The organism is Bradyrhizobium agreste (genome assembly GCF_016031625.1).
Classification (GTDB): domain Bacteria; phylum Pseudomonadota; class Alphaproteobacteria; order Rhizobiales; family Xanthobacteraceae; genus Bradyrhizobium; species Bradyrhizobium agreste.
The window spans coordinates 91,729-110,170 of record NZ_JACCHP010000017.1 but is presented as its reverse complement, the minus strand read 5'-3'; the positions used below and the strand labels follow the sequence as shown (position 1 = coordinate 110,170).

Sequence of the window (18,442 nt, the reverse complement as noted above, 5' to 3'; positions counted from 1 at the left end):
ATGGCAGACGGATCGATCGGCCTCTGGACCGTGCCGCTCGCCGTGCTTGGCGGCGCCATTCGCGTCTCCACCCCGTTCCTGTTCGTGAGCCTCGGCGAATGCATCACCGAGCGCTCGGGCCGCATCAATCTCGGACTCGAGGGCACGCTGGTGATGGGTGCGATGAGCGCCTATGGCATCTCCTATCTCAGCGGCTCTCCGTGGCTCGGCGTGCTCGCCGCCGGAATCACCGGCGCGCTGCTGGGTGCGCTGCATGCCGGCATCTGCTCGCTGCCGCGCGTCAACGACGTTGCCGTCGGCATCGCCTTGATGCTGTTCGGCACCGGGCTTGCCTTCTATCTCGGCAAGCCCTTGATCGAGCCGACCGCGCCGCGGCTGCCGGCCATCGACTTCGGCTGGTGGAGCGACATCCCGCAAGTCCGCGCGGCGCTGCGCATCAACGTGCTGTTCCTGATCGGCGTGGTGCTGGCGCCAATCCTGTATTGGGCATTCCGCACCACCCGCTGGGGCCTTCTCATCCGCACCGCCGGCGAGAGCGCGGACGCCGCACGCGCGATGGGCCATTCCGTGCTGCTGATCCGCCTGCGCGCCACCATGGTCGGCGGCTTCCTCGCTGGCATCGGCGGCTCGTTCCTGTCGTTATTCTATCCCGGAAGCTGGAACGAGGGCCTTTCGTCGGGCCAGGGCATCACCGCCGTCGCGCTCGTGATCTTCGCGCGCTGGGATCCTCTGCTCTGCCTGTGGGCCTCGCTCGCCTTCGGCGGCGCGGCCGCGCTGGGACCCGCACTGCAATCGGTCGGCGTTACCTCCGGCTACCACCTCTTCAACGCTGCGCCCTACATCCTGACGCTGGCGATCATGATCATCACCTGCTCGCCGAAGCGGACGCTGACCGGCGCGCCCGCCGAACTCTCGATCACACGGTAACACGCACGAGGTCGTCCATGCCCGAGCGCTACATCAAGTCCGAGCCCTATGCCTGGCCCTATAATGGCGATCTCCGCCCCGAGAACACGGCGCTGATCATCATCGACATGCAGACCGATTTCTGCGGCGTCGGCGGCTATGTCGACAAGATGGGTTACGACCTCTCGCTGACGCGGGCGCCGATCGAGCCAATCAAGCGGCTGCTTGCCGTGATGCGCAAGCAAGGCTTCCATATCATCCATACCCGCGAGGGCCACCGCCCCGATCTCTCCGACCTGCCCGCCAACAAGCGCTGGCGCTCGCGCCAGATCGGCGCCGGCATCGGCGATCCCGGTCCGTGCGGCCGCATCCTGGTGCGCGGCGAGCCCGGCTGGGACATCATCGAGGAGCTGGCGCCGTTGCCGGGCGAGCCGATCATCGACAAACCGGGCAAGGGCTCGTTCTGCGCCACCGATCTGGAGCTGATCCTGCGCCTCCGCGGCATCGAGAACATCGTGCTGACAGGGATCACGACCGACGTCTGCGTCCACACCACGATGCGCGAGGCCAACGACCGCGGCTTCGAATGCGTCCTGCTGCACGATTGTTGCGGCGCGACCGACAAAAGCAACCACGATCATGCGCTGAAGATGATCAAGATGCAGGGCGGCGTATTCGGCGCAGTCTCGACCTCTGATGCCTTCATCGGAGCGATTTCGTGATCATCGGCGAAACGCCGCCGCCCTCGGGCGCCTTCGGCGTCGATGCCATCGCCATGACCATGCGCTTCGGCGACTTCCTGGCGCTGGACAATGTCGAGCTGAAGGTGCGGCCAGGCTCGTTCCACGCGCTGCTCGGCGAGAACGGCGCCGGTAAGTCCACGCTCGTCAAATGCATTATGGGGTACTACCACGCGACCGAAGGCGACATCATCGTCGGCGGCCGCGAGCAGGCGATCGCCAACCCGAAGGACGCCCACGCGCTCGGCCTCGGCATGGTCTACCAGCATTTTACGCTGGTGCCGGCGATGACGGTTGCCGAAAACCTCGTGCTGGCGCGCGACGACGTGCCGGCCGTGGTGAACTGGCCGAAGGAGATGAAGGAGCTAGAGGCGTTCTTGGGCCGCATGCCTTTCAAGGTGCCGCTCGGCGCAAAAGTTTCGGACATTTCTGCCGGCGAACGGCAGAAGTGCGAGATCCTCAAGCAGCTCTACCTGAAGCGCCGCTTTCTGATCCTGGACGAGCCGACCTCGGTGCTGACGCCGGCGGAAGCCGACGAGGTGCTCGGCATGCTCCGCGAGATGGTGGTCAGGGGCGAGCTGACGATCCTGATGATCACGCACAAGTTCCGCGAGGTCATGGCGTTTGCCGATGACGTCACGATCCTGCGCCGCGGCAAGCTCGCCGGAGCCGGCAAGGTTTCCGAGCTGACGCCGGATGAGATGGCACGCACCATGATCGGCGCCGAGGAGTTGACGGTGCAGCCGCCGCGCACCGGCAAGCCTGGCCAAGCCAGGCTCGAGCTGCAAAAGCTCCGCGCGCTCGACGATGCCGGCGCAGTCGCCGTGCATGATATTTCGCTCACCTTCCGCGCCGGCGAGATCGTCGGCATCGCCGGTGTCTCCGGCAACGGCCAGCGCCAGCTGGTCGAGGTGCTGGCCGGCCAGCGCGAGGCCGAAAGCGGCGAGATCCGTATTGCCGGCGATCCCTACCGCGCCAGCCGTGAGGAGATGCGGCGCCACAAGATGTCTCTCTTGCCCGAGGAGCCATTGAAGAACGCGTGCGTTGGCGGCATGAGCGTCGCCGACAACATCGCGTTCCGTGATTTCGACCGTGAGCCTTTCGCTCGCGGCGGCTGGTGGCTCAATCCCCGCGCCTTTCGCGACGAGGCGAGGACGAAGATCGCGCGGTACAAGATCAAGACCCGAACCCCGGACACGCCGATCTCGGCACTGTCGGGGGGCAACGTGCAGCGGGCCGTGCTCGCCCGCGAGCTCGGCGACGAGGTCGAAGTGCTGATCGCAGCCAATCCCTGCTTCGGCCTCGATTTCGCTGCGGTGGCCCAGATCCACGCCGAGATCATGGCCGCGCGCAACCGCGGCGCCGCAGTCCTGCTCGTCAGCGAAGACCTCGACGAACTGCTCGAACTATCGGATCGGCTGGTGGTGATGTTCCACGGCGAATTCGTGTATGAAGCACGCACCAGCGAAGCCGACCTCACCGTGGTCGGCCGGCATATGGCAGGGCACTGACCCGGGGGGAATGATGAACGGCGCATCGGAACGTGACAAGCACTTCCTTCGCTTGTCCTTCGCGGTCGCCCGCCGTTCGCTCACTCATGGCAATCATCCGTTCGGCTGCATCGTCGTCGATGCCGACGGCAAGGTGCTGACCGAGAGCGAGAACGGCTACATGCCGGATCACGACGGCACCGCGCATGCCGAGCGCCTCGCAGCCACCCAGGCCTGCCGTACGCTCGATCGCGAGGTGCTGGCGAAAGCCACGCTCTATTCCTCAGCCGAACCCTGCGCGATGTGTGCGGGCGCGATTTACTGGGCCGGCATCGGCCGCGTCGTCTACGGCCTCAGCGAGCATCGCCTGCGCGGTATCACCGGCAATCATCCGGACAATCCGACCCTCAACCTGCGATGCCGCGAGGTCTTTGCCAGCGGCCAGCGGCCGACTGAGGTGGTCGGGCCGCTGCTCGAAGACGAAGCCGAAGCGCTGCACGACAGGGTTTGGACAAAGTAGCAGCAAATCCCAAAGGAGATGACGCCGCGGATGTTTGACGCGGCGCCATCGTCCTTCACCTGCAGAGCATCAGGCGATCAGAACTTCACGGTGATACCGGAGTAGAGCGAGGACTCCGTGCACGCTCCGGTGCTCACCCTGGCGCCACCGACCGGCGTGGTACAGCCGACCGCGAGGTTGTGATCGAGGCCGAACTTGTTCTGCCAGTAGCGGTAGGCAACCCAAACGTCCACGAAGTGCGAGTACTTGTCGCCCCAGGCCGCCTTCGAAGCATCGAAGGTCAGGCGGATGGGCTCCGAATTCAACTCGACCGCGGTATTGTAAACACCATTCGCCGGGCTGTAAGGGAGTGGCTCGGTGTCCGTGCCCTTCTTGCCGTACCAGCCGGCGCGGCCGCTGATCGAGAAATACTGCATGTTCGGCGGCAGGAAGCCGAGGTCCATGTAGTAATTGACCTCGACAGCCCAGGTCGGCTTGAACGAGGTGTTGCCGTCCGCAAGACAGGTGAGGCCGGGAACGCCCGGACCAAACAGCCCGCACTGGCTGAAGGAATTGTGGTTGGCGAACTCCCAATAAACCAGCGGCGCGACGTTGATATACCCCTTGTAGGGCAGGTCGAATGCAAATTGCAGACCGCCGACGACGTCGCGCTTGGCAGCCCCGAAATACCGGTTCTCGGTATTGGCATCCATGCCGACTTCGAACGAGATGTTGTGCAGCGGGCCCGCGCTGAACGCCTTGGTGTTGAAGAGCTCGTTCCAGCCGAAGGTCGAGCGGAACAGGCCGTAGATTTCGGTCGCACCTGCGCAGGTGGCAGGCGTACCGAAGATTGTCCCAGCATTGGTGCACGGCCCGGCCGGATCATTGTGATCCGACTTGAACATCGAGATAGTGAAGAAATTCGTGCCGTACGCCCAGAGGTCGAAATGCGTGAACGAATAGACCTGCTTGGTTGTCTTGCTGTCGATCGACCCATCTGGCCGGAATGACCACGCGCCGGGTTGCGCAGCGTTGAAGATGTACGAGAACGTGACGCGGTTATCGATCACCAGGAAGAATGGAAGGTCTGGAGCCTTGTTGGCCGCCTTGACCGGCAGATCCGCCGCCTGAGCTGGGCCACCGGTGGCCAGCGTAGCAAGTGACAGCGCCGCTGCTGCCATTGCCGTGTAACGAAACGACATCCTGAATACCCCCTTCTATGGACAAGCAAAAACGCGCGCCCCTGGGTGCGACATTTGCGCCGATCTCCCGGACCGAGAAGCCTCAAGTTTTCACATGGCGTGCCGCATGTTGCAGCAGCACGCGACGGACGACGGAAGAGCTGCAGCGCCCGAGGTGGCACGAACATGCAAAGCGAGGGGCACCGCTGCCGAACATTCCCGATTGTTTCTATTCGGATTTTCGATCGCGCCCGAACGCAGTGCCGCAGTGACGCAGCTGTCGCCGCCACTGCAGTGCGCGCGACGGACGACCGACACCGTCCATTGCTCAACATGGCGTCAGGCCTGCACAGCGGGTTCCGATTTGCCTTGAACCGTCACAAATTTGCAACAGGGACCCACCTGCAGACGCGATCGCCGCCGCTATCCAGGTGCTGTTTGCCGGGTTTGATCGTTCGGAATCGACCACGAGCGCTGGGCCGAGCGCCTGCCGAAGCGTTGAGCAAGGGATGATGCTTTTTCACATCTTACGCCGCGGTTCAAACTGGCCCAGTATTGAGGCACTTCACCCATGCAAGCGCATCAGCGAATGTTAGATCCGACCCCCGACGGCCAGCATTCCGGCAAGTCCCCGCTCCTGAGGACCATCGGCCTCACCAAACGTTATGCCGATTTCCTCGCCAACGATTGCATCGATATCGAGATCTGGCCGAGGGAAATCCATGCCCTGCTGGGCGAGAACGGCGCCGGCAAGTCGACGCTGGTGAAGGCGATCTACGGACTGATCCAGCCCAGCGCCGGCGAGATTCACTGGCAGGGTGAGCGAATCGTGCTGTCCGGTCCGTCCGAAGCGCGCAGCCGCGGCATCGGCATGGTGTTCCAGCACTTCTCGCTGTTCGACAATCTCACCGTTGCCGAGAATGTCGCGCTCGGCCTCGACGGCAAGGAATCCTTCAAGGACATGTCGGCCCGGCTGGAACAGGTGTCGAAGACGTACGGTCTGCCGCTCGATCCCAGGCGTGAGGTGTGGCAGCTCTCCGTCGGCGAGCGTCAGCGCATCGAGATCGTCCGCGCCTTGATGCAGGATCCGAAATTCCTGATCCTGGACGAGCCCACCGCGGTGCTGACGCCGCAGGAAGCCGACCAGCTCTTCATCGTGCTGGAGCGCCTCAAGGCCGAAGGCCGCGCCATCCTCTATATCAGCCACAAGCTGGAGGAGGTGAAGCGGCTCTGCGACACAGCGACGATCCTGCGCGGCGGCAGGAAGGTCGCCACCTGCAACCCTCGGCTCGAAACCGCCGCCTCACTTGCGCGGATGATGGTCGGCGGCGAGGTCAAGGAGGTGAAGGGCGCATCCGGCCGCAAGACCACCCTGCCGCGGCTCGCCGTCAACGATCTCTCGCTCGCTCCCGCCGAGGCGCACGGCGTGCGGCTCGAGCACATCTCATTCGAGCTGAAGGGCGGCGAGATCCTCGGCATCGCCGGCGTCGCCGGCAACGGCCAGGACGAATTGTTCGCCGCGCTCTCCGGCGAGCGCCTGTCGAAGGACCCCGGAACGGTGGTGATCGAAGGCATCGCTGCCGGTCATCTTTCGATCACCCAGCGGCGCAAGCTGGGCGCGGCTTTCGTTCCCGAGGAGCGTCTCGGCCACGGCACCGCGCCGCGGATGAGGCTGTCGGAGAACGCGCTGCTCACCGGCCATGCCGCCGGCGGCATGGTCCATCGCGGCTTCATCGATACGGCGGCCACGCTGAGAACGGTCGACCGCGCGACCGAAACCTTCGACGTCCGCAAGGCCAAGCGCGATCCCGAGGCCGCGAGCCTGTCCGGCGGCAATCTGCAGAAGTTCATCGTGGGACGCGAGATCCTGCGCAATCCCGCGGTGCTGGTGGTGAGCCAGCCGACCTGGGGCGTCGATGCCGGCGCTGCCGCCGTCATCCGCCAGGCGCTGCTTGATCTCGCCACCGCAGGCGCCGCGGTGCTCGTGACCAGCCAGGATCTCGACGAGCTCGCCGAGATTGCCGACCGCATCGCCGTGATGTTCCACGGCAAGCTGTCGGCTCCGCTCTCGGCACGCGAAGCCAGCCGCGAGAAGCTGGGCCTTCTGATGGGCGGCAGCAGCCTGGAGCCGAAGGAGGTCGCGCATGCAGCTGGTGCTTGAGAAGCGCGCCGAGCGCTCCGGCGCGATCGCGCTGGTGTCCCCCATGATCGCGATTGGCCTTACGATCGTCACCATGGTCATCCTGTTCGCGATCCTCGGCAAGAATCCGCTGCTTGCCCTGCACGCTTATTTCATTGCGCCCCTCACCGACGGCTATTCGCTGCAGGAGATCGCGGTGAAGGCGACGCCGCTGGTGATGATCGCGATCGGCCTGTCGCTCTGCTATCTCGCCAACGCCTGGAACATAGGCGCCGAAGGGCAATTCCTGATCGGCGCAGTTGCGGGAAGCTGGATCGCGGTGAAGACGCAAGGTACCGATGCCGGCGCCTGGGTGCTGCCGGCCATGCTCGTCCTCGCCGCCGCCGCGGGCGCGCTCTATGCGCTGATCCCGGCGATCTGCAAGGTGAAGTTCGGCGCCAGCGAGATCCTGACCAGCCTGATGCTGGTCTATGTCGCCGAGCTTTTCCTCGACTATCTCGTGCGCGGCCCCTGGCGCGATCCGCACGGCTTCAATTTCCCGACCACGGCCGAGTTCGACCCGGTGGCCACGGTGCCGTTGCTGATCGAAGGCGGCCGACTGCATCTCGGCTCGATCATCGCCCTGCTCGTCGTCGCGGCTGCCGCGATCCTGCTTGGGCGCAGCATTAAGGGCTTCGAGATCCGCGTGGTCGGCGCCGCGCCGCGTGCGGCGCGGTTCGGCGGCTTCAACGCCAACCAGCTGATCATCCTGACCTTTGCCGTCTCCGGGGCGCTGGCCGGGCTTGCCGGCATTATCGAGGTGGCGGGTCCGGTCGGGCATCTCCAGCCGGGCATCTCGCCAGGCTACGGCTTTACCGCGATCATCGTCGCTTTCCTGGGCCGGCTGAACCCGCTTGGAATATTGATTGCAGGCCTCTTCCTGGCGTTGACTTTTATCGGCGGCGAGCAGGCGCAGATCGCGATGAAGATTCCCTTGGACGTCACCAAGGTCTTCCAGGGCATTCTGCTGTTCTACGTGCTCGCCTGCGACTCCCTCATTCTCTACCGCTTCAAACTGGTGTTCCCGAACCGACAGGTGGCCCATGGAGCTGGTTGAAGCCATCGTCCTGGCGGTGCTCGCCGCGTCGACGCCGCTGTTGATTGCGGCGACGGGCGAGCTCGTGGTGGAGCGTTCCGGCGTGCTCAATCTCGGGGTCGAGGGCATGATGATCGTCGGCGCGGCCTGTGGTTTTGCCGGCGCGTGGCTGACCGGATCGATCTTGATCGGCGCGCTGTTCGGCATCGTCGCGGGCACGTTGATGTCGCTCGTCTTCGCGCTGATGGCGCTTGGGCTTGCCGTCAACCAGGTCGCAACAGGCCTCGCACTGACCATCCTCGGCGTCGGGCTCTCGGGCCTGATCGGCGCCGGCTTCGTCGGCGAGCGCATCACGCCGGCCGTGCATCTTTTTATCCCCGTCCTGACCGACATCCCGCTGATCGGCCGCGTGCTGTTCGGCGAGGACGGCTTCGTCTATGTCTCGATCACGCTGATCATCGCCGTGTGGTGGTTCCTGTACCGCACCCGGGCGGGATTGATCCTGCGCGCCTGCGGCGACAATCACGTTTCCGCGCATGCGCTCGGCTATCCCGTCCTGCGCATCCGCACCTTTGCCGTGATGTTCGGCGGCGCCTGCGCGGGTCTTGCTGGGGCCTATCTGCCGCTCGCCTATACGCCGTTCTTCATTCCGGGCATGACCGCCGGCCGTGGTTGGATCGCACTGGCGCTGGTGGTGTTCTCGTCCTGGCGGCCGGGCCGGCTCGTCGTCGGCGCTTATCTGTTCGGCGCGGTGACGATCCTGCAGTTGCACGCGCAAGGTTGGGGCGTCGGCATTCCCTCGCAGTTTATGTCGGCGCTGCCTTATCTCGCGACCGTCATCGTGCTGGTCCTGCTCTCCCGCGCGCGCACGGGCGGCTCGACCGCACCGGCCGCGCTCGGCACGGTGTTCGTCCCCGACCGTTGAATTTCGTTTCCGCAGTGTGCGCGATGGGGCGCGCATGCTGCGGATTGTGGCTTTCCCCGATGTTTGGAGATTGACGATGAGGAAATCACTTCTTGCACTGGCTGCCGGGCTCTTGCTCGCCGGGAGCATCAGTGCCGCCTCCGCCGCCGACAAGCTGAAAGTCGGCTTCATTTATCTCGGTCCGATCGGAGACCTCGGCTGGACCTATCAGCACGATCTCGGTCGCCAGGCGCTGGTGAAGGAGTTGGGCGACAAGATCGAGACCACCTATCTCGAGAACGTGCCCGAAGGCCCGGACGCCGAGCGCTCGATCGAGCAGCTCGTCCGCGCCGGCAACAAGCTGATCTTCACCACGTCGTTCGGCTACATGGATCCGACGCTGAAGGTCGCCAAAAAATATCCAAACGTGCATTTCGAGCACGCCACCGGTTACAAGCGGAACCCGAACATGTCGACCTATTCGGCGAAATGGTATCAGGGCCGCTACATTCAAGGCCTGATCGCGGCCAAGATGTCGAAGTCGGGCGTGCTCGGCTATATCGGCTCGTTCCCGATTCCGGAGGTCGTCTCCGGCATCAACGCGACGGTGCTGGCGGCGCAGACGATCAATCCGAACATCAAGGTCAAGATCATCTGGGCCAACACCTGGTTCGACCCCGGCAAGGAGGCCGACGCGGCCAAGGCGCTGATCGACCAGGGCGCCGACGTCATCATGCAGCACACTGATTCGCCCGCCGCCATGCAGATCGCCAGTGAACGCGGCAAGCTGGCCTTCGGACAAGATTCAGAGATGATCAAGTTCGGGCCCAAGTCCCAGCTGACTTCGATCCTCGACACCTGGGGCCCCTACTACATCGAGCGCGTCAAGGCCGAGCTCGCCGGCACCTGGAAGTCCGAGGACACCTGGGGCGGTCTCGACAGCCACATGTTCGCCATGGCGCCCTACACCAATATGCCTGACGATGTGAAAAAAATGGCCGAGGATGCCCAGGCCGCGATCACCGCGGGCAAGCTGCATCCGTTCAAATGCCCGATCGTTGGGCAGGACGGCAAGCCGGTCGAGTGCAAGGGCGGCGATCACCTCGACGACGGCCAGATCCTCGGCATGAATTTCTACGTGAAAGGCATCGACGACAAGCTGCCGGGCAAGTAGCACGCTTCTTGCATCGACCAAATCACCTGCTCCTCCCGGAGGAGGTTCGGAGGGGGTGGCCAGAAGCACCCGGCACTTGTGGCTGCCCCCTCTTTCTATTTCGCTCCGACTATCCAGTTTGCATGGCTCGCGCCGCGGAACTGTGGCGGCGGATGAGGTCTGCGACATCGAGGCCCGGGATCGCACCGTCGATCACCGCCCATTTTCCGGCCACCATCACCCGGTCGGCGCGATGCGCCCCGCAGAGCACGAGTGCGGCCAGCGGATCGCCGTGGCCGGAGAAGCGCAGCTCGTCGAGCCTGAACAGCGCGAGATCGGCCGCCTTGCCGACGGCGATGTCGCCGAGTTCCGGCCGGCCGACACACGCCGCCGAGCCCTTGGTCGCCCAGCGCAGCGCATCCTTGTGGCTGACCTTCGTGACGCCATAGCGCGAGCGTTGCAGCAGGAACGCGGCCCGCACCTCCTGCATCAGGTTGGACCCGTCGTTCGAGGCCGAGCCGTCGACGCCGATGCCGATCCCGACCCCGGCCTCTTCCATATCGCACACCGGGCAACAGCCCGACGCGAGCAGCTGGTTGCTGCACGCACAATGGCTGATGGTCGTGCCGGCCTTGCCGAGCCGTCGCATCTCGTCCGGATTGAAGAAGATTCCATGGGCGAGCCAGGCGCGCGCATTGAGCCAGCCGCATTGTTCGAGATAGTCCAGCGGACGGCAGCCATACATCTGCTGGCAGAATCTGTTCTCGTCCTCGGTCTCGGCGAGATGGGTGTGCAGGCGCACGTCGAGCTTGTCGGCGAGATCGGCGGTGGCGCGCATCAGCGACGTCGTCACCGAGAACGGCGAGCATGGCGCCAGCGCGATCTGCACCATCGCATCCGCCCCGCGCTGGTGATGCTTGGCGACCACGCGGGCGCTATCGGCGAGAATGGTGTCCTCGTCCTGCACGACGCTGTCGGGCGGCAGGCCGCCGTCGCGCTGCGACAGGTTCATCGAGCCGCGCGTGAGCAGCACGCGCACGCCGAGGCGCTTCGCCACCGCCACCTCGATATCGATGGCGTCTTCGAGTCCGGCCGGGAAGACGTAGTGGTGATCCGTCGTGGTGGTGCAGCCGGAGAGCAAAAGCTCGGACATCGCCACCGTGACGCCGAGCTCGAGCGCTTCAGGCGTCAGCCTCGCCCACACCGGATAGAGCGCCTGGAGCCAGGGGAACAGCTCGCGGTCCATCGCGGCCGGCAGCGCCCGCGTCAGCGTCTGGTAGAAGTGATGATGGGTATTGATCAGGCCCGGCAGCACGACGTGCTCGCCCGCGTCGAACACTGCGGCATCCGCGGTTGCGGGCACACCGCCCGCCGGCACGAGCTCGACGATCCGGCCGTCCTTCACGACAATACCGCGCTCGGCCCCGTCGGCGAGGATGGCCAGGGGATCCCTGATCCAGGTCGAACTTGCCTCACTCATGGTCCAGCTTCTCCTCGCGCACGCTGTCGGCGAACCTGCAAGGTCGAGGACGATCGCGCCCTTGCTCCGACTTGTTGTTGCCACTTGGCTCCCGTCTTGCCACACTTCTCTCGGACCATTCAGCCGTCGGAAGCGTTGGCGCAGCCATGGACTTGAATACCATCACAGCCGTCGCTCATCCGCAAACGCGCGCGCAATTGCCCGTTTGGACGGCAGGTGATGCTTGGCTCGCAGGCGGCACCTGGCTGTTCTCGGAGCCGCAAACACATCTGACGCGACTGATCGATCTCACCGATCTGAAATGGCCGGCACTGACGATCACCGAGAGCCATCTCTCGATCGGCGCCACCTGCACCATCGCAGAGCTCGATGGACTCGCCTGCCCGTCCGATTGGCTCGCAGCGCCGCTGATCAACCAGTGCTGCCGGGCCTTCCTTGCGTCGTTCAAGATCTGGAAGACTGCGACAATCGGCGGCAATCTCTGCATGTCGCTGCCGGCGGGACCGATGATCTCGCTGACGTCGGCGCTCGAGGGCGTCTGCACCATCTGGAAGGCCGGCGGCGGCGAACAGAGGCTTCCGGTCGCCGAATTCGTCACCGGCAACCAGCGCAATCGCCTGACGCCAGGCGACCTTCTCCGGCAGATCGACATCCCGATCGCCGCCTTGAGGCGCCGCACAGCCTTCCGCCAGATCTCGCTGGCGCCGGTCGGCCGCTCGGCGGCGCTGCTGATCGGCAGCCTCGAAGCCGGCGATAGGCTGACACTCACAGTCACCGCGTCGACGGTGCGGCCGATCCAGCTGCGTTTCCACAAAGCCCCGGACGCAAGCGCGCTGCGCGCCGCGCTCATGCAGGAGATTACCGATGATCTGTACCACACGGACATCCATGGCGCGCCACTCTGGCGCAAGCACATGACGCTGCGCCTGGCCGAGGAAATTCGCGGCGAGCTCTTGGGAGCGACGCCCGCATGAGCCTGGAGGTCAACGGCAAGGCGTTCGCCCAGCAGCCGCGCATCGGCCAGTGCCTGCGCACGTTCCTGCGCGAGCTCGGCCATTTCGGCGTGAAGAAAGGCTGCGATGCCGGCGACTGTGGCGCCTGCACCGTGCTGCTCGACGGCGAGCCTGTGCACAGCTGCCTGATTCCGGCGTTCCGGGCCGAGGGGCGCACCGTGACCACGATCGAGGGCCTTGGCGGCGATCACGGCACGCATCCGATGCAGCAGGCCTTCCTCGATGCGCAGGGCTTTCAATGCGGCTTCTGCACCGCCGGCATGATCCTGACCTGCGCCTCGCTGAACCAGGCGCAGCGCACCGACCTCGGCACGGCGCTGAAAGGCAATATCTGCCGCTGCACCGGCTATCGCTCGATCGAGGACGCAATCCTCGGCAAATCCAATGTCGAGGCGAGCGTCGAGGCCGGCGCCGCCTTCGGCCGCAGCCTGCCGGCCCCCGCAGGCCCCGGCGTGGTCCGCGGCACGGCACGCTACACCTTCGACACCGCAATCGATGGCCTGCTGCACATCAAGCTGCTGCGCTCGCCGCACGCCCACGCCAGGATCGTCGCGATCGACAAGTCGGACGCGCTGAGCATCCCCGGCGTGCACGCCGTGCTGACGCACGAGGATGCGCCGTCCGTCCTGATGTCGACGGCGCGGCATGAGAAAGACTGGATGGACCCGGAGGATACCCGCATCCTCGATGACGTCGTCCGCTTCATTGGCCAAAAGGTTGCCGCCGTCATCGCCGAGACCGAAGCCGCTGCCGAGGCGGCGTGCCGCAAGCTGAAAGTCAGTTACGAGATCCTGCCGGCGCTGATCGATCCCGAGCAAGCGATGACACCGGGGGCGCCCGTCGTTCATCCCGACCGCACCATTGCGAACCGCGTTGCCGATGCAAAGCGCAACCTGGCCGCGGAGACACATGGCGAGTTCGGCGATGTCGCATCGGCGCTCGCCACATCTGCCGTCACCTATGAGGCCACCTTTCACAGTCACCGTGTGCAGCACGCTGCGCTCGAGACCCATGGCGGCCTCGCCTGGCTCGACGATTCCGGCGTGCTCAACGTCCGCACCTCGACGCAGGTGCCGTTCCTGACCCGGCGTGCGCTGTCGGACATCTTCCAGCTTCCCATGGACAAGGTCCGCGTGTTCTGCGAACGCGTCGGCGGCGGGTTCGGCGGCAAGCAGGAGATGTTCGTCGAGGACATCCTGGCGCTCGCCGCGTTGAAGACCGGGCGCCCGGTCAAGCTGGAGCTGACACGCGAGGAGCAGTTCATCGCGACCTCGACGCGGCATCCGATGCGGATCCACGTCAAAGCCGGCGCGGACAGCGACGGCAAGCTCACCGCGCTCCAGCTCGACGTGCTCTCCAACACCGGCGCCTACGGCAATCACGCCGGCCCCGTGATGTTCCACGCGCTGGCGGAGTCGATCGCCGTCTACAATTGCCCGAACAAACGGGTCGACGGCCTCGCCGTCTACACCAACACCGTGCCGGCGGGGGCGTTTCGCGGCTATGGCCTGCCACAGGCGCTGATCGCGGTGGAAGCGGCGATCGACGAGTTGGCGAGACAACTCGGTATCAGCCCCTACGAGATGCGTCGGCGCAATGTCGTGAGGCCCGGCGATCCCATGCTGTCGCCGCCGCCGTCCGAATATCACGACGTGCTCTACGGCTCCTATGGGCTCGACCAGTGCCTCGATCTCGTCGAGCGCGCGATGCAGGCCGATGGCCCGCAGCCGGAGCTGTCGCCGGATTGGCTGGTCGGCGACGGCATCGCGCTGACCATGATTGACACCGTGCCGCCGGCCGGCCACTTCGCGGATGCGACGATCGCGCTCAACGATGACGGCGACTTCGACCTCACCGTCGGCACGGCCGAGTTCGGCAACGGCACCAGCACCGTGCATCGCCAGATCGCGGCGACCATGCTGGCGACCACCGTCGAGAGAATCCATCTGCGCCAGTCCGACACCGCCCATGGCGGCCACGACACCGGCGCGTATGGCAGCGCCGGCACCTTCGTTGCGGGCAAGGCGACGCATGCGGCAGCCGTGCAGCTTGCGAGCGAGCTGAAGGCGGCCGCCGCCGGGGCCTGGCTGTGCGATGTTCAGACTTGCGCGCTCGATGCGGACTCCGTCGTCAGCGGCGTCCGCCGCATGCCTTTTACGGAGCTGGCGCAGCTCGCCCGCGAGCGCGGCCGGCCGTTCGCAGGCAGCGGCACGTCCGGCGGCACGCCGCGATCGGTCGGGTTCAACGTGCAGGGCTTTCGCGTCGCGGTGAACAAGGCGACGGGCGAGCTCCGGATTCTCAGGAGCGTGCACGCCGCGGACGCGGGCGTCGTCGCCAATCCCATGCAGTGCCGCGGTCAGGTCGAAGGCGGCGTGGCGCAGGCGCTCGGCGCTGCGCTCTATGAGGAGATGGTGATCGACGCGAGCGGCCGCGTCACCAATCCGAAATTCCGCGACTACCACCTGCCCTCTTTCGCCGACGTGCCGCGCACGGAGGTGTTTTTCGCCGAGACCTCCGACACGATCGGACCGTTAGGGGCGAAATCGATGAGCGAGAGCCCGTACAATCCGGTCGCCGCGGCGCTCGGCAACGCGATTGCCGATGCCACCGGCATCCGCTTCACTGCGCCGCCCTTCAAGCCGGACCGGCTGTTTCCGGCGCTCCTCGACAAGTTTGGGGGCTAGCTCCCGCGATAGGTCGAGTAGCTCCAGGGCGTAACCAGCAGCGGCACGTGGTAATGGCTTTCCGGCTCGCTGATCGCAAAGCGCAGCGGAATCTCGTCGAGCAACGGCGGGTCGGACAGCGGCACGTTGCGCGCGGCGTAATATTCGGCAACGCTGAATCTGAGCTCGTAGCGGCCGATCGGCAGCGGACGGCCGCCGATCAGTGGCTGGTCGGTGCGGCCGTCGGCATTGGTCACCACGCGCGCGATGACGCGGTTCTCGCCAAGGCTCGCGAGCTCCACGAGCTCAATCGGGATGCCCGGCGCGGGCTTGCCAATCTGGTTGTCCAGCACATGGGTGGAGAGCCGGCCGTGCACCTTCAGCCTGTCGTCGGCGACGACCAGTTGATCGAGCCGCAGCGCGGAGATGCGGCCGATCTCCTCGATCGCACGCCTTATCTCGGTCTTGGCAATGTTGAGCAGCCGGGCCTCGAAGTCGCGCAGCACGGAATCCTTGGTGTGACGGCGCACGCAGACGATATAGGGGAAGCCGAACTTGTCCCGGTAGGCGTTGTTGGCCCGCTCGAACGCGGAATATTCGGCATCCGACAGCCGGTCGAGGCCGGCGCTGTTCTGCTCGTCGGTCGATTCCGCGGTGAGGCCGGCGGCGCGCTGCGTCTTGTTGGCGAGATCGGGATGCGCCCGGATCAGCGCCAGCTGCACGTCGGGCTCGGCGCTCTGGATCGCCGCCATCAGGGCGGCGTGCAGCTCATTGATGCCGACGAACGGCCGCTTTGCCGCGAGCTGTTCGGCGATCCACGGCGAATATTCGACGACATTGGCGAGCGCCGCGACGAAATCGGCCTTGCTTGCAGCGTTGAGATCGGCAAGCGAAACTTGCGACATCATCTCACCCGATCTCGAATGCGTCGGCGGCAAGATGGGCGTGCTTCTCGTGCCAGTGCTGCGCGATCTGCAGCCGCGTCGGCACCCAGACGCGCTCATGCTTGCCGATATAGTCGAGGAAGCGCATCAGGCCCGCTGCGCGACCGGGCCGGCCGGCGAGGCGGCAATGCAGGCCGACCGACATCATCTTCGGCGCGGTCTCACCCTCGGCGTAAAGCACGTCGAAGGCGTCCTTCAGATAGGTGTAGAACTGCTCGCCTTCGGCAAACCCTTGCGGGTTGATGAAGCGCATGTCGTTGGCATCGAGCGTATAGGGAATGATGAGCTGCTTGCCACTCGCGCCCTTGACCCAATAGGGCAGATCGTCGGCATAGGAATCGCAGAGATAGAGGAAGCCGCCTTCCTCCATCAGCAGACGATTGGTGTTGATCGAGGAGCGCCCGGTGTACCAGCCGAGCGGACGCGAGCCTGTTGCCTCGGTATGCACGCGGATGGACTCGGCGATCTCGACGCGCTCCTGCGCCTCGGTCATATCCTTGTGCTCGATCCATTTCAGGCTGTGGCTGGCGATATCCCAGCCCGCCTCCTTCATGGCCGCGACAATCTCGGGATTACGCTTGAGCGCGGTCGCGACGCCGAACACCGTGGTCGGCCACTTCCGCTCGCTGAACATCCGCCACAGCCGCCAGAAGCCGGCCCGCGAGCCATATTCGAACATGGATTCGATGTTGGCGTGGCGCTGGCCGGGCCAGGGCTGCGCGCCGAGCACATCGGACAGGAAGGCTTCCGAGGCGCGGTCGCCGTGCAGGATGTTGTTCTCGCCGCCCTCCTCGAAATTGACGACGAATTGCACCGCGACCCGCGCATTGCCGGGCCATTGCGGATGCGGCGGGTTGCGGCCGTAACCGCGGAGATCGCGCGGGTAGCGGGGCTCGGTCACTCAGACTTCCTCAAAGCGGATCGGCAGCGCGCCCTTCCACAGCACGCTCTTGCCCAGCGTCGCCAGATTCTCCAGGCCCGAGGTCAGCGTGATGAAATGGTTGCCGGCGAGCTGGCCCATCTTGCTCGCGAAATGCACGCCGCCATAGGCCAGCAGGATCTCGGTCTCGCTGATGCCGCCGGGATAGAGGATGATCTGGCCGGGCGCGGGATAGCTGGTGTGGTTCTCGTAGCCGACGCCGAAGTCGAGGTCGCCGAGCGGCATCCACACGCCCTCGCCGCTCCAGCGCACATGGATGATGTGGCTTTCGAACGGCAGCGCCTTGCGGAAGGCGGCGACGGTCTTGGGCGCCGCTTGCTCCTCGAAACGGGCATCGAAGGTGAAATCGCCGGCGCGGATAACGAGTTTGCTCATCTCATCTCTCTGGATCGGGGGCGATGCGCCCCGCGGGGAACTTGCAGAAAAAGCACTCCATCGGGCTTCGCGCAAGGGAGCTCAGTGAGCGCATTGAACCGGATTGCGCAGGCCAAGTCCATACGTGGGGCGGCGATCGTGCTCACGAACGTGTCCCGGACAAGCTGCAACGCTTTGAGCGTTGCAGCGCAGAGCCGGGACCCAGAGCGATACGGCACGATGCCGCGACGTGGGCCCCGGCTCTGCAGCGCACCGTCGAAGAGACGCTGCGCTGCGTCCGGGGCACGAGAATTGAGTGTGGCGCAGGATCTATCGGATTCGTCATTGCGAGCACAGCGAAGCAATCCAGACTGTCTCCCCGGAAAGATTCTGGATTGCTTCGCTGTGCTCGCAATGACGGAACAAGCGGCGGCACTGAAATTCACCAAACTGCATGGCAAATTGCAGACGCACCTTCGCTTTCTCGCGGCGTGATACGCCCGAGCTTTGCTTGATCTCGCCGCCCTCACGTTCAAGGGCGCAGGGAAGGCCGGGTGCCGGCGGCACCCGCGGTCCGCTGCGCGAAAATGTAGCGCAAAAAGACCGCACAGCAGCATACAGGTGAAGCCCAACACACGGCCTTCCCTGCGCGATGGTCGGACGGCTTATGCCGCGCTCTCCCGGGAGCCGAGTTCGTTCTGGCCTCCCTCGCCCTCACGAAAGTCGCCGGCACCGCGCCGGTTGACGCGAGCGCCGCATTCGCCAGAGCTTGACCGTAGCAACGACGGCCAGGACCACACGGTTTTGCCGTACGCGCGGTTCGTTGGCGCCGCAGGGTTCGACGGCGTTGTGCACGTTGCCATCGAAATGCCGGCGCGACGAACCTGACAGCGCCGCTCGTCCGGTACGAAGCCTTGGGGCTCACGGAGAGCAATCCGCCCCGCCCTCAGGCTCTCGTAC

16 protein-coding genes are annotated in these 18,442 nt (G+C 65.3%); 10 read left to right on the top strand and 6 right to left on the bottom strand.

Features of this window, described 5'->3' with window-relative positions; genetic code table 11:
* Genes HZZ13_RS24175 through HZZ13_RS24160 form a run of 4 tightly spaced genes read left to right on the top strand, consistent with a single transcriptional unit; the run spans position 1 to position 3,656 of the window.
* On the top strand, positions 1-927 hold the full coding sequence (locus HZZ13_RS24175) for an ABC transporter permease (RefSeq protein ID WP_197962008.1): 927 nt from the start codon (positions 1-3) through the stop codon (positions 925-927).
* A gap of 17 nt (positions 928-944) precedes the next feature.
* Positions 945-1,628 (top strand): biuret amidohydrolase, encoded by a 684-nt coding sequence (gene biuH, locus HZZ13_RS24170; protein ID WP_197962007.1) that lies wholly within the window; start codon positions 945-947, stop codon positions 1,626-1,628.
* Positions 1,625-3,157 (top strand): ABC transporter ATP-binding protein, encoded by a 1,533-nt coding sequence (locus tag HZZ13_RS24165; protein ID WP_197962006.1) that lies wholly within the window; start codon positions 1,625-1,627, stop codon positions 3,155-3,157. Before biuH ends, HZZ13_RS24165 begins: the two co-directional genes overlap by 4 nt.
* A 13-nt stretch (positions 3,158-3,170) precedes the next feature.
* Positions 3,171-3,656 carry a nucleoside deaminase gene (locus HZZ13_RS24160; RefSeq protein WP_197962005.1) on the top strand — a complete coding sequence of 162 codons (486 nt, stop codon included), beginning with the start codon at positions 3,171-3,173 and terminating at the stop codon, positions 3,654-3,656.
* A gap of 77 nt (positions 3,657-3,733) precedes the next feature.
* On the opposite strand, the gene HZZ13_RS24155 is transcribed toward HZZ13_RS24160, so the two are convergent.
* Positions 3,734-4,837, bottom strand: coding sequence for a hypothetical protein (locus HZZ13_RS24155; protein ID WP_197962004.1), 1,104 nt, complete (start codon positions 4,835-4,837; stop codon positions 3,734-3,736).
* Between the two features lie 568 nt (positions 4,838-5,405).
* On the opposite strand from HZZ13_RS24155, the gene HZZ13_RS24150 reads away from it, so the two are divergent.
* The 4 genes from HZZ13_RS24150 (at position 5,406) to HZZ13_RS24135 (ending at position 10,109) form a co-directional block, all read left to right on the top strand.
* Entirely contained in the window at positions 5,406-6,977 is a 1,572-nt protein-coding gene (locus HZZ13_RS24150) for an ABC transporter ATP-binding protein (RefSeq protein WP_197962003.1), read from the top strand.
* Complete coding sequence (locus HZZ13_RS24145; RefSeq protein ID WP_197962002.1) at positions 6,961-8,052, top strand: ABC transporter permease; 1,092 nt, start codon at positions 6,961-6,963, stop codon at positions 8,050-8,052. Before HZZ13_RS24150 ends, HZZ13_RS24145 begins: the two co-directional genes overlap by 17 nt.
* Positions 8,039-8,956 carry an ABC transporter permease gene (locus HZZ13_RS24140; protein WP_197962001.1) on the top strand — a complete coding sequence of 306 codons (918 nt, stop codon included), beginning with the start codon at positions 8,039-8,041 and terminating at the stop codon, positions 8,954-8,956. Before HZZ13_RS24145 ends, HZZ13_RS24140 begins: the two co-directional genes overlap by 14 nt.
* A gap of 76 nt (positions 8,957-9,032) precedes the next feature.
* Positions 9,033-10,109, top strand: coding sequence for a BMP family ABC transporter substrate-binding protein (locus HZZ13_RS24135; protein ID WP_197962000.1), 1,077 nt, complete (start codon positions 9,033-9,035; stop codon positions 10,107-10,109).
* Positions 10,110-10,218: 109 nt separating this feature from the next.
* On the opposite strand, the gene HZZ13_RS24130 is transcribed toward HZZ13_RS24135, so the two are convergent.
* Entirely contained in the window at positions 10,219-11,568 is a 1,350-nt protein-coding gene (locus HZZ13_RS24130; RefSeq protein ID WP_197961999.1) for an 8-oxoguanine deaminase, read from the bottom strand.
* Positions 11,569-11,714: 146 nt separating this feature from the next.
* On the opposite strand from HZZ13_RS24130, the gene HZZ13_RS24125 reads away from it, so the two are divergent.
* A complete protein-coding gene (locus HZZ13_RS24125) occupies positions 11,715-12,542 on the top strand; it encodes an FAD binding domain-containing protein (RefSeq protein ID WP_197961998.1) in 828 nt (275 codons plus the stop codon).
* Complete coding sequence (locus tag HZZ13_RS24120; RefSeq protein WP_197961997.1) at positions 12,539-15,265, top strand: molybdopterin-dependent oxidoreductase; 2,727 nt, start codon at positions 12,539-12,541, stop codon at positions 15,263-15,265. Before HZZ13_RS24125 ends, HZZ13_RS24120 begins: the two co-directional genes overlap by 4 nt.
* On the opposite strand, the gene uraD is transcribed toward HZZ13_RS24120, so the two are convergent.
* From uraD to HZZ13_RS24100, 4 genes are all read right to left on the bottom strand, one after another.
* Positions 15,262-16,149, bottom strand: a complete 888-nt coding sequence (gene uraD, locus HZZ13_RS24115) for a 2-oxo-4-hydroxy-4-carboxy-5-ureidoimidazoline decarboxylase (protein WP_197962105.1) — start codon at positions 16,147-16,149, stop codon at positions 15,262-15,264. The two genes, HZZ13_RS24120 and uraD, sit on opposite strands and share 4 nt — an antisense overlap.
* A 4-nt stretch (positions 16,150-16,153) precedes the next feature.
* Entirely contained in the window at positions 16,154-17,089 is a 936-nt protein-coding gene (gene puuE / locus HZZ13_RS24110; protein WP_197961996.1) for an allantoinase PuuE, read from the bottom strand.
* Positions 17,090-17,503, bottom strand: a complete 414-nt coding sequence (locus tag HZZ13_RS24105; protein ID WP_036045261.1) for a DUF3830 family protein — start codon at positions 17,501-17,503, stop codon at positions 17,090-17,092.
* 321 nt (positions 17,504-17,824) lie between these two features.
* Positions 17,825-18,049: a hypothetical protein gene (locus tag HZZ13_RS24100; protein WP_197961995.1), complete on the bottom strand. Its 225-nt coding sequence runs from the start codon at positions 18,047-18,049 to the stop codon at positions 17,825-17,827.
* Between the last annotated feature and the right edge of the window lie 393 nt (positions 18,050-18,442).

Coding starts and splice junctions, on each gene's coding strand:
- HZZ13_RS24175 (WP_197962008.1), top strand. CDS start 1: ATGGCAGACGGATCGATCGGCCTCTGGACCGTGCCGCTCGCCGTGCTT.
- biuH (WP_197962007.1), top strand. CDS start 945: ATGCCCGAGCGCTACATCAAGTCCGAGCCCTATGCCTGGCCCTATAAT.
- HZZ13_RS24160 (WP_197962005.1), top strand. CDS start 3,171: ATGAACGGCGCATCGGAACGTGACAAGCACTTCCTTCGCTTGTCCTTC.
- HZZ13_RS24155 (WP_197962004.1), bottom strand. CDS start 4,837: ATGTCGTTTCGTTACACGGCAATGGCAGCAGCGGCGCTGTCACTTGCT.
- HZZ13_RS24150 (WP_197962003.1), top strand. CDS start 5,406: ATGTTAGATCCGACCCCCGACGGCCAGCATTCCGGCAAGTCCCCGCTC.
- HZZ13_RS24145 (WP_197962002.1), top strand. CDS start 6,961: ATGCAGCTGGTGCTTGAGAAGCGCGCCGAGCGCTCCGGCGCGATCGCG.
- HZZ13_RS24140 (WP_197962001.1), top strand. CDS start 8,039: ATGGAGCTGGTTGAAGCCATCGTCCTGGCGGTGCTCGCCGCGTCGACG.
- HZZ13_RS24135 (WP_197962000.1), top strand. CDS start 9,033: ATGAGGAAATCACTTCTTGCACTGGCTGCCGGGCTCTTGCTCGCCGGG.
- HZZ13_RS24130 (WP_197961999.1), bottom strand. CDS start 11,568: ATGAGTGAGGCAAGTTCGACCTGGATCAGGGATCCCCTGGCCATCCTC.
- HZZ13_RS24125 (WP_197961998.1), top strand. CDS start 11,715: ATGGACTTGAATACCATCACAGCCGTCGCTCATCCGCAAACGCGCGCG.
- HZZ13_RS24120 (WP_197961997.1), top strand. CDS start 12,539: ATGAGCCTGGAGGTCAACGGCAAGGCGTTCGCCCAGCAGCCGCGCATC.
- uraD (WP_197962105.1), bottom strand. CDS start 16,149: ATGTCGCAAGTTTCGCTTGCCGATCTCAACGCTGCAAGCAAGGCCGAT.
- HZZ13_RS24105 (WP_036045261.1), bottom strand. CDS start 17,503: ATGAGCAAACTCGTTATCCGCGCCGGCGATTTCACCTTCGATGCCCGT.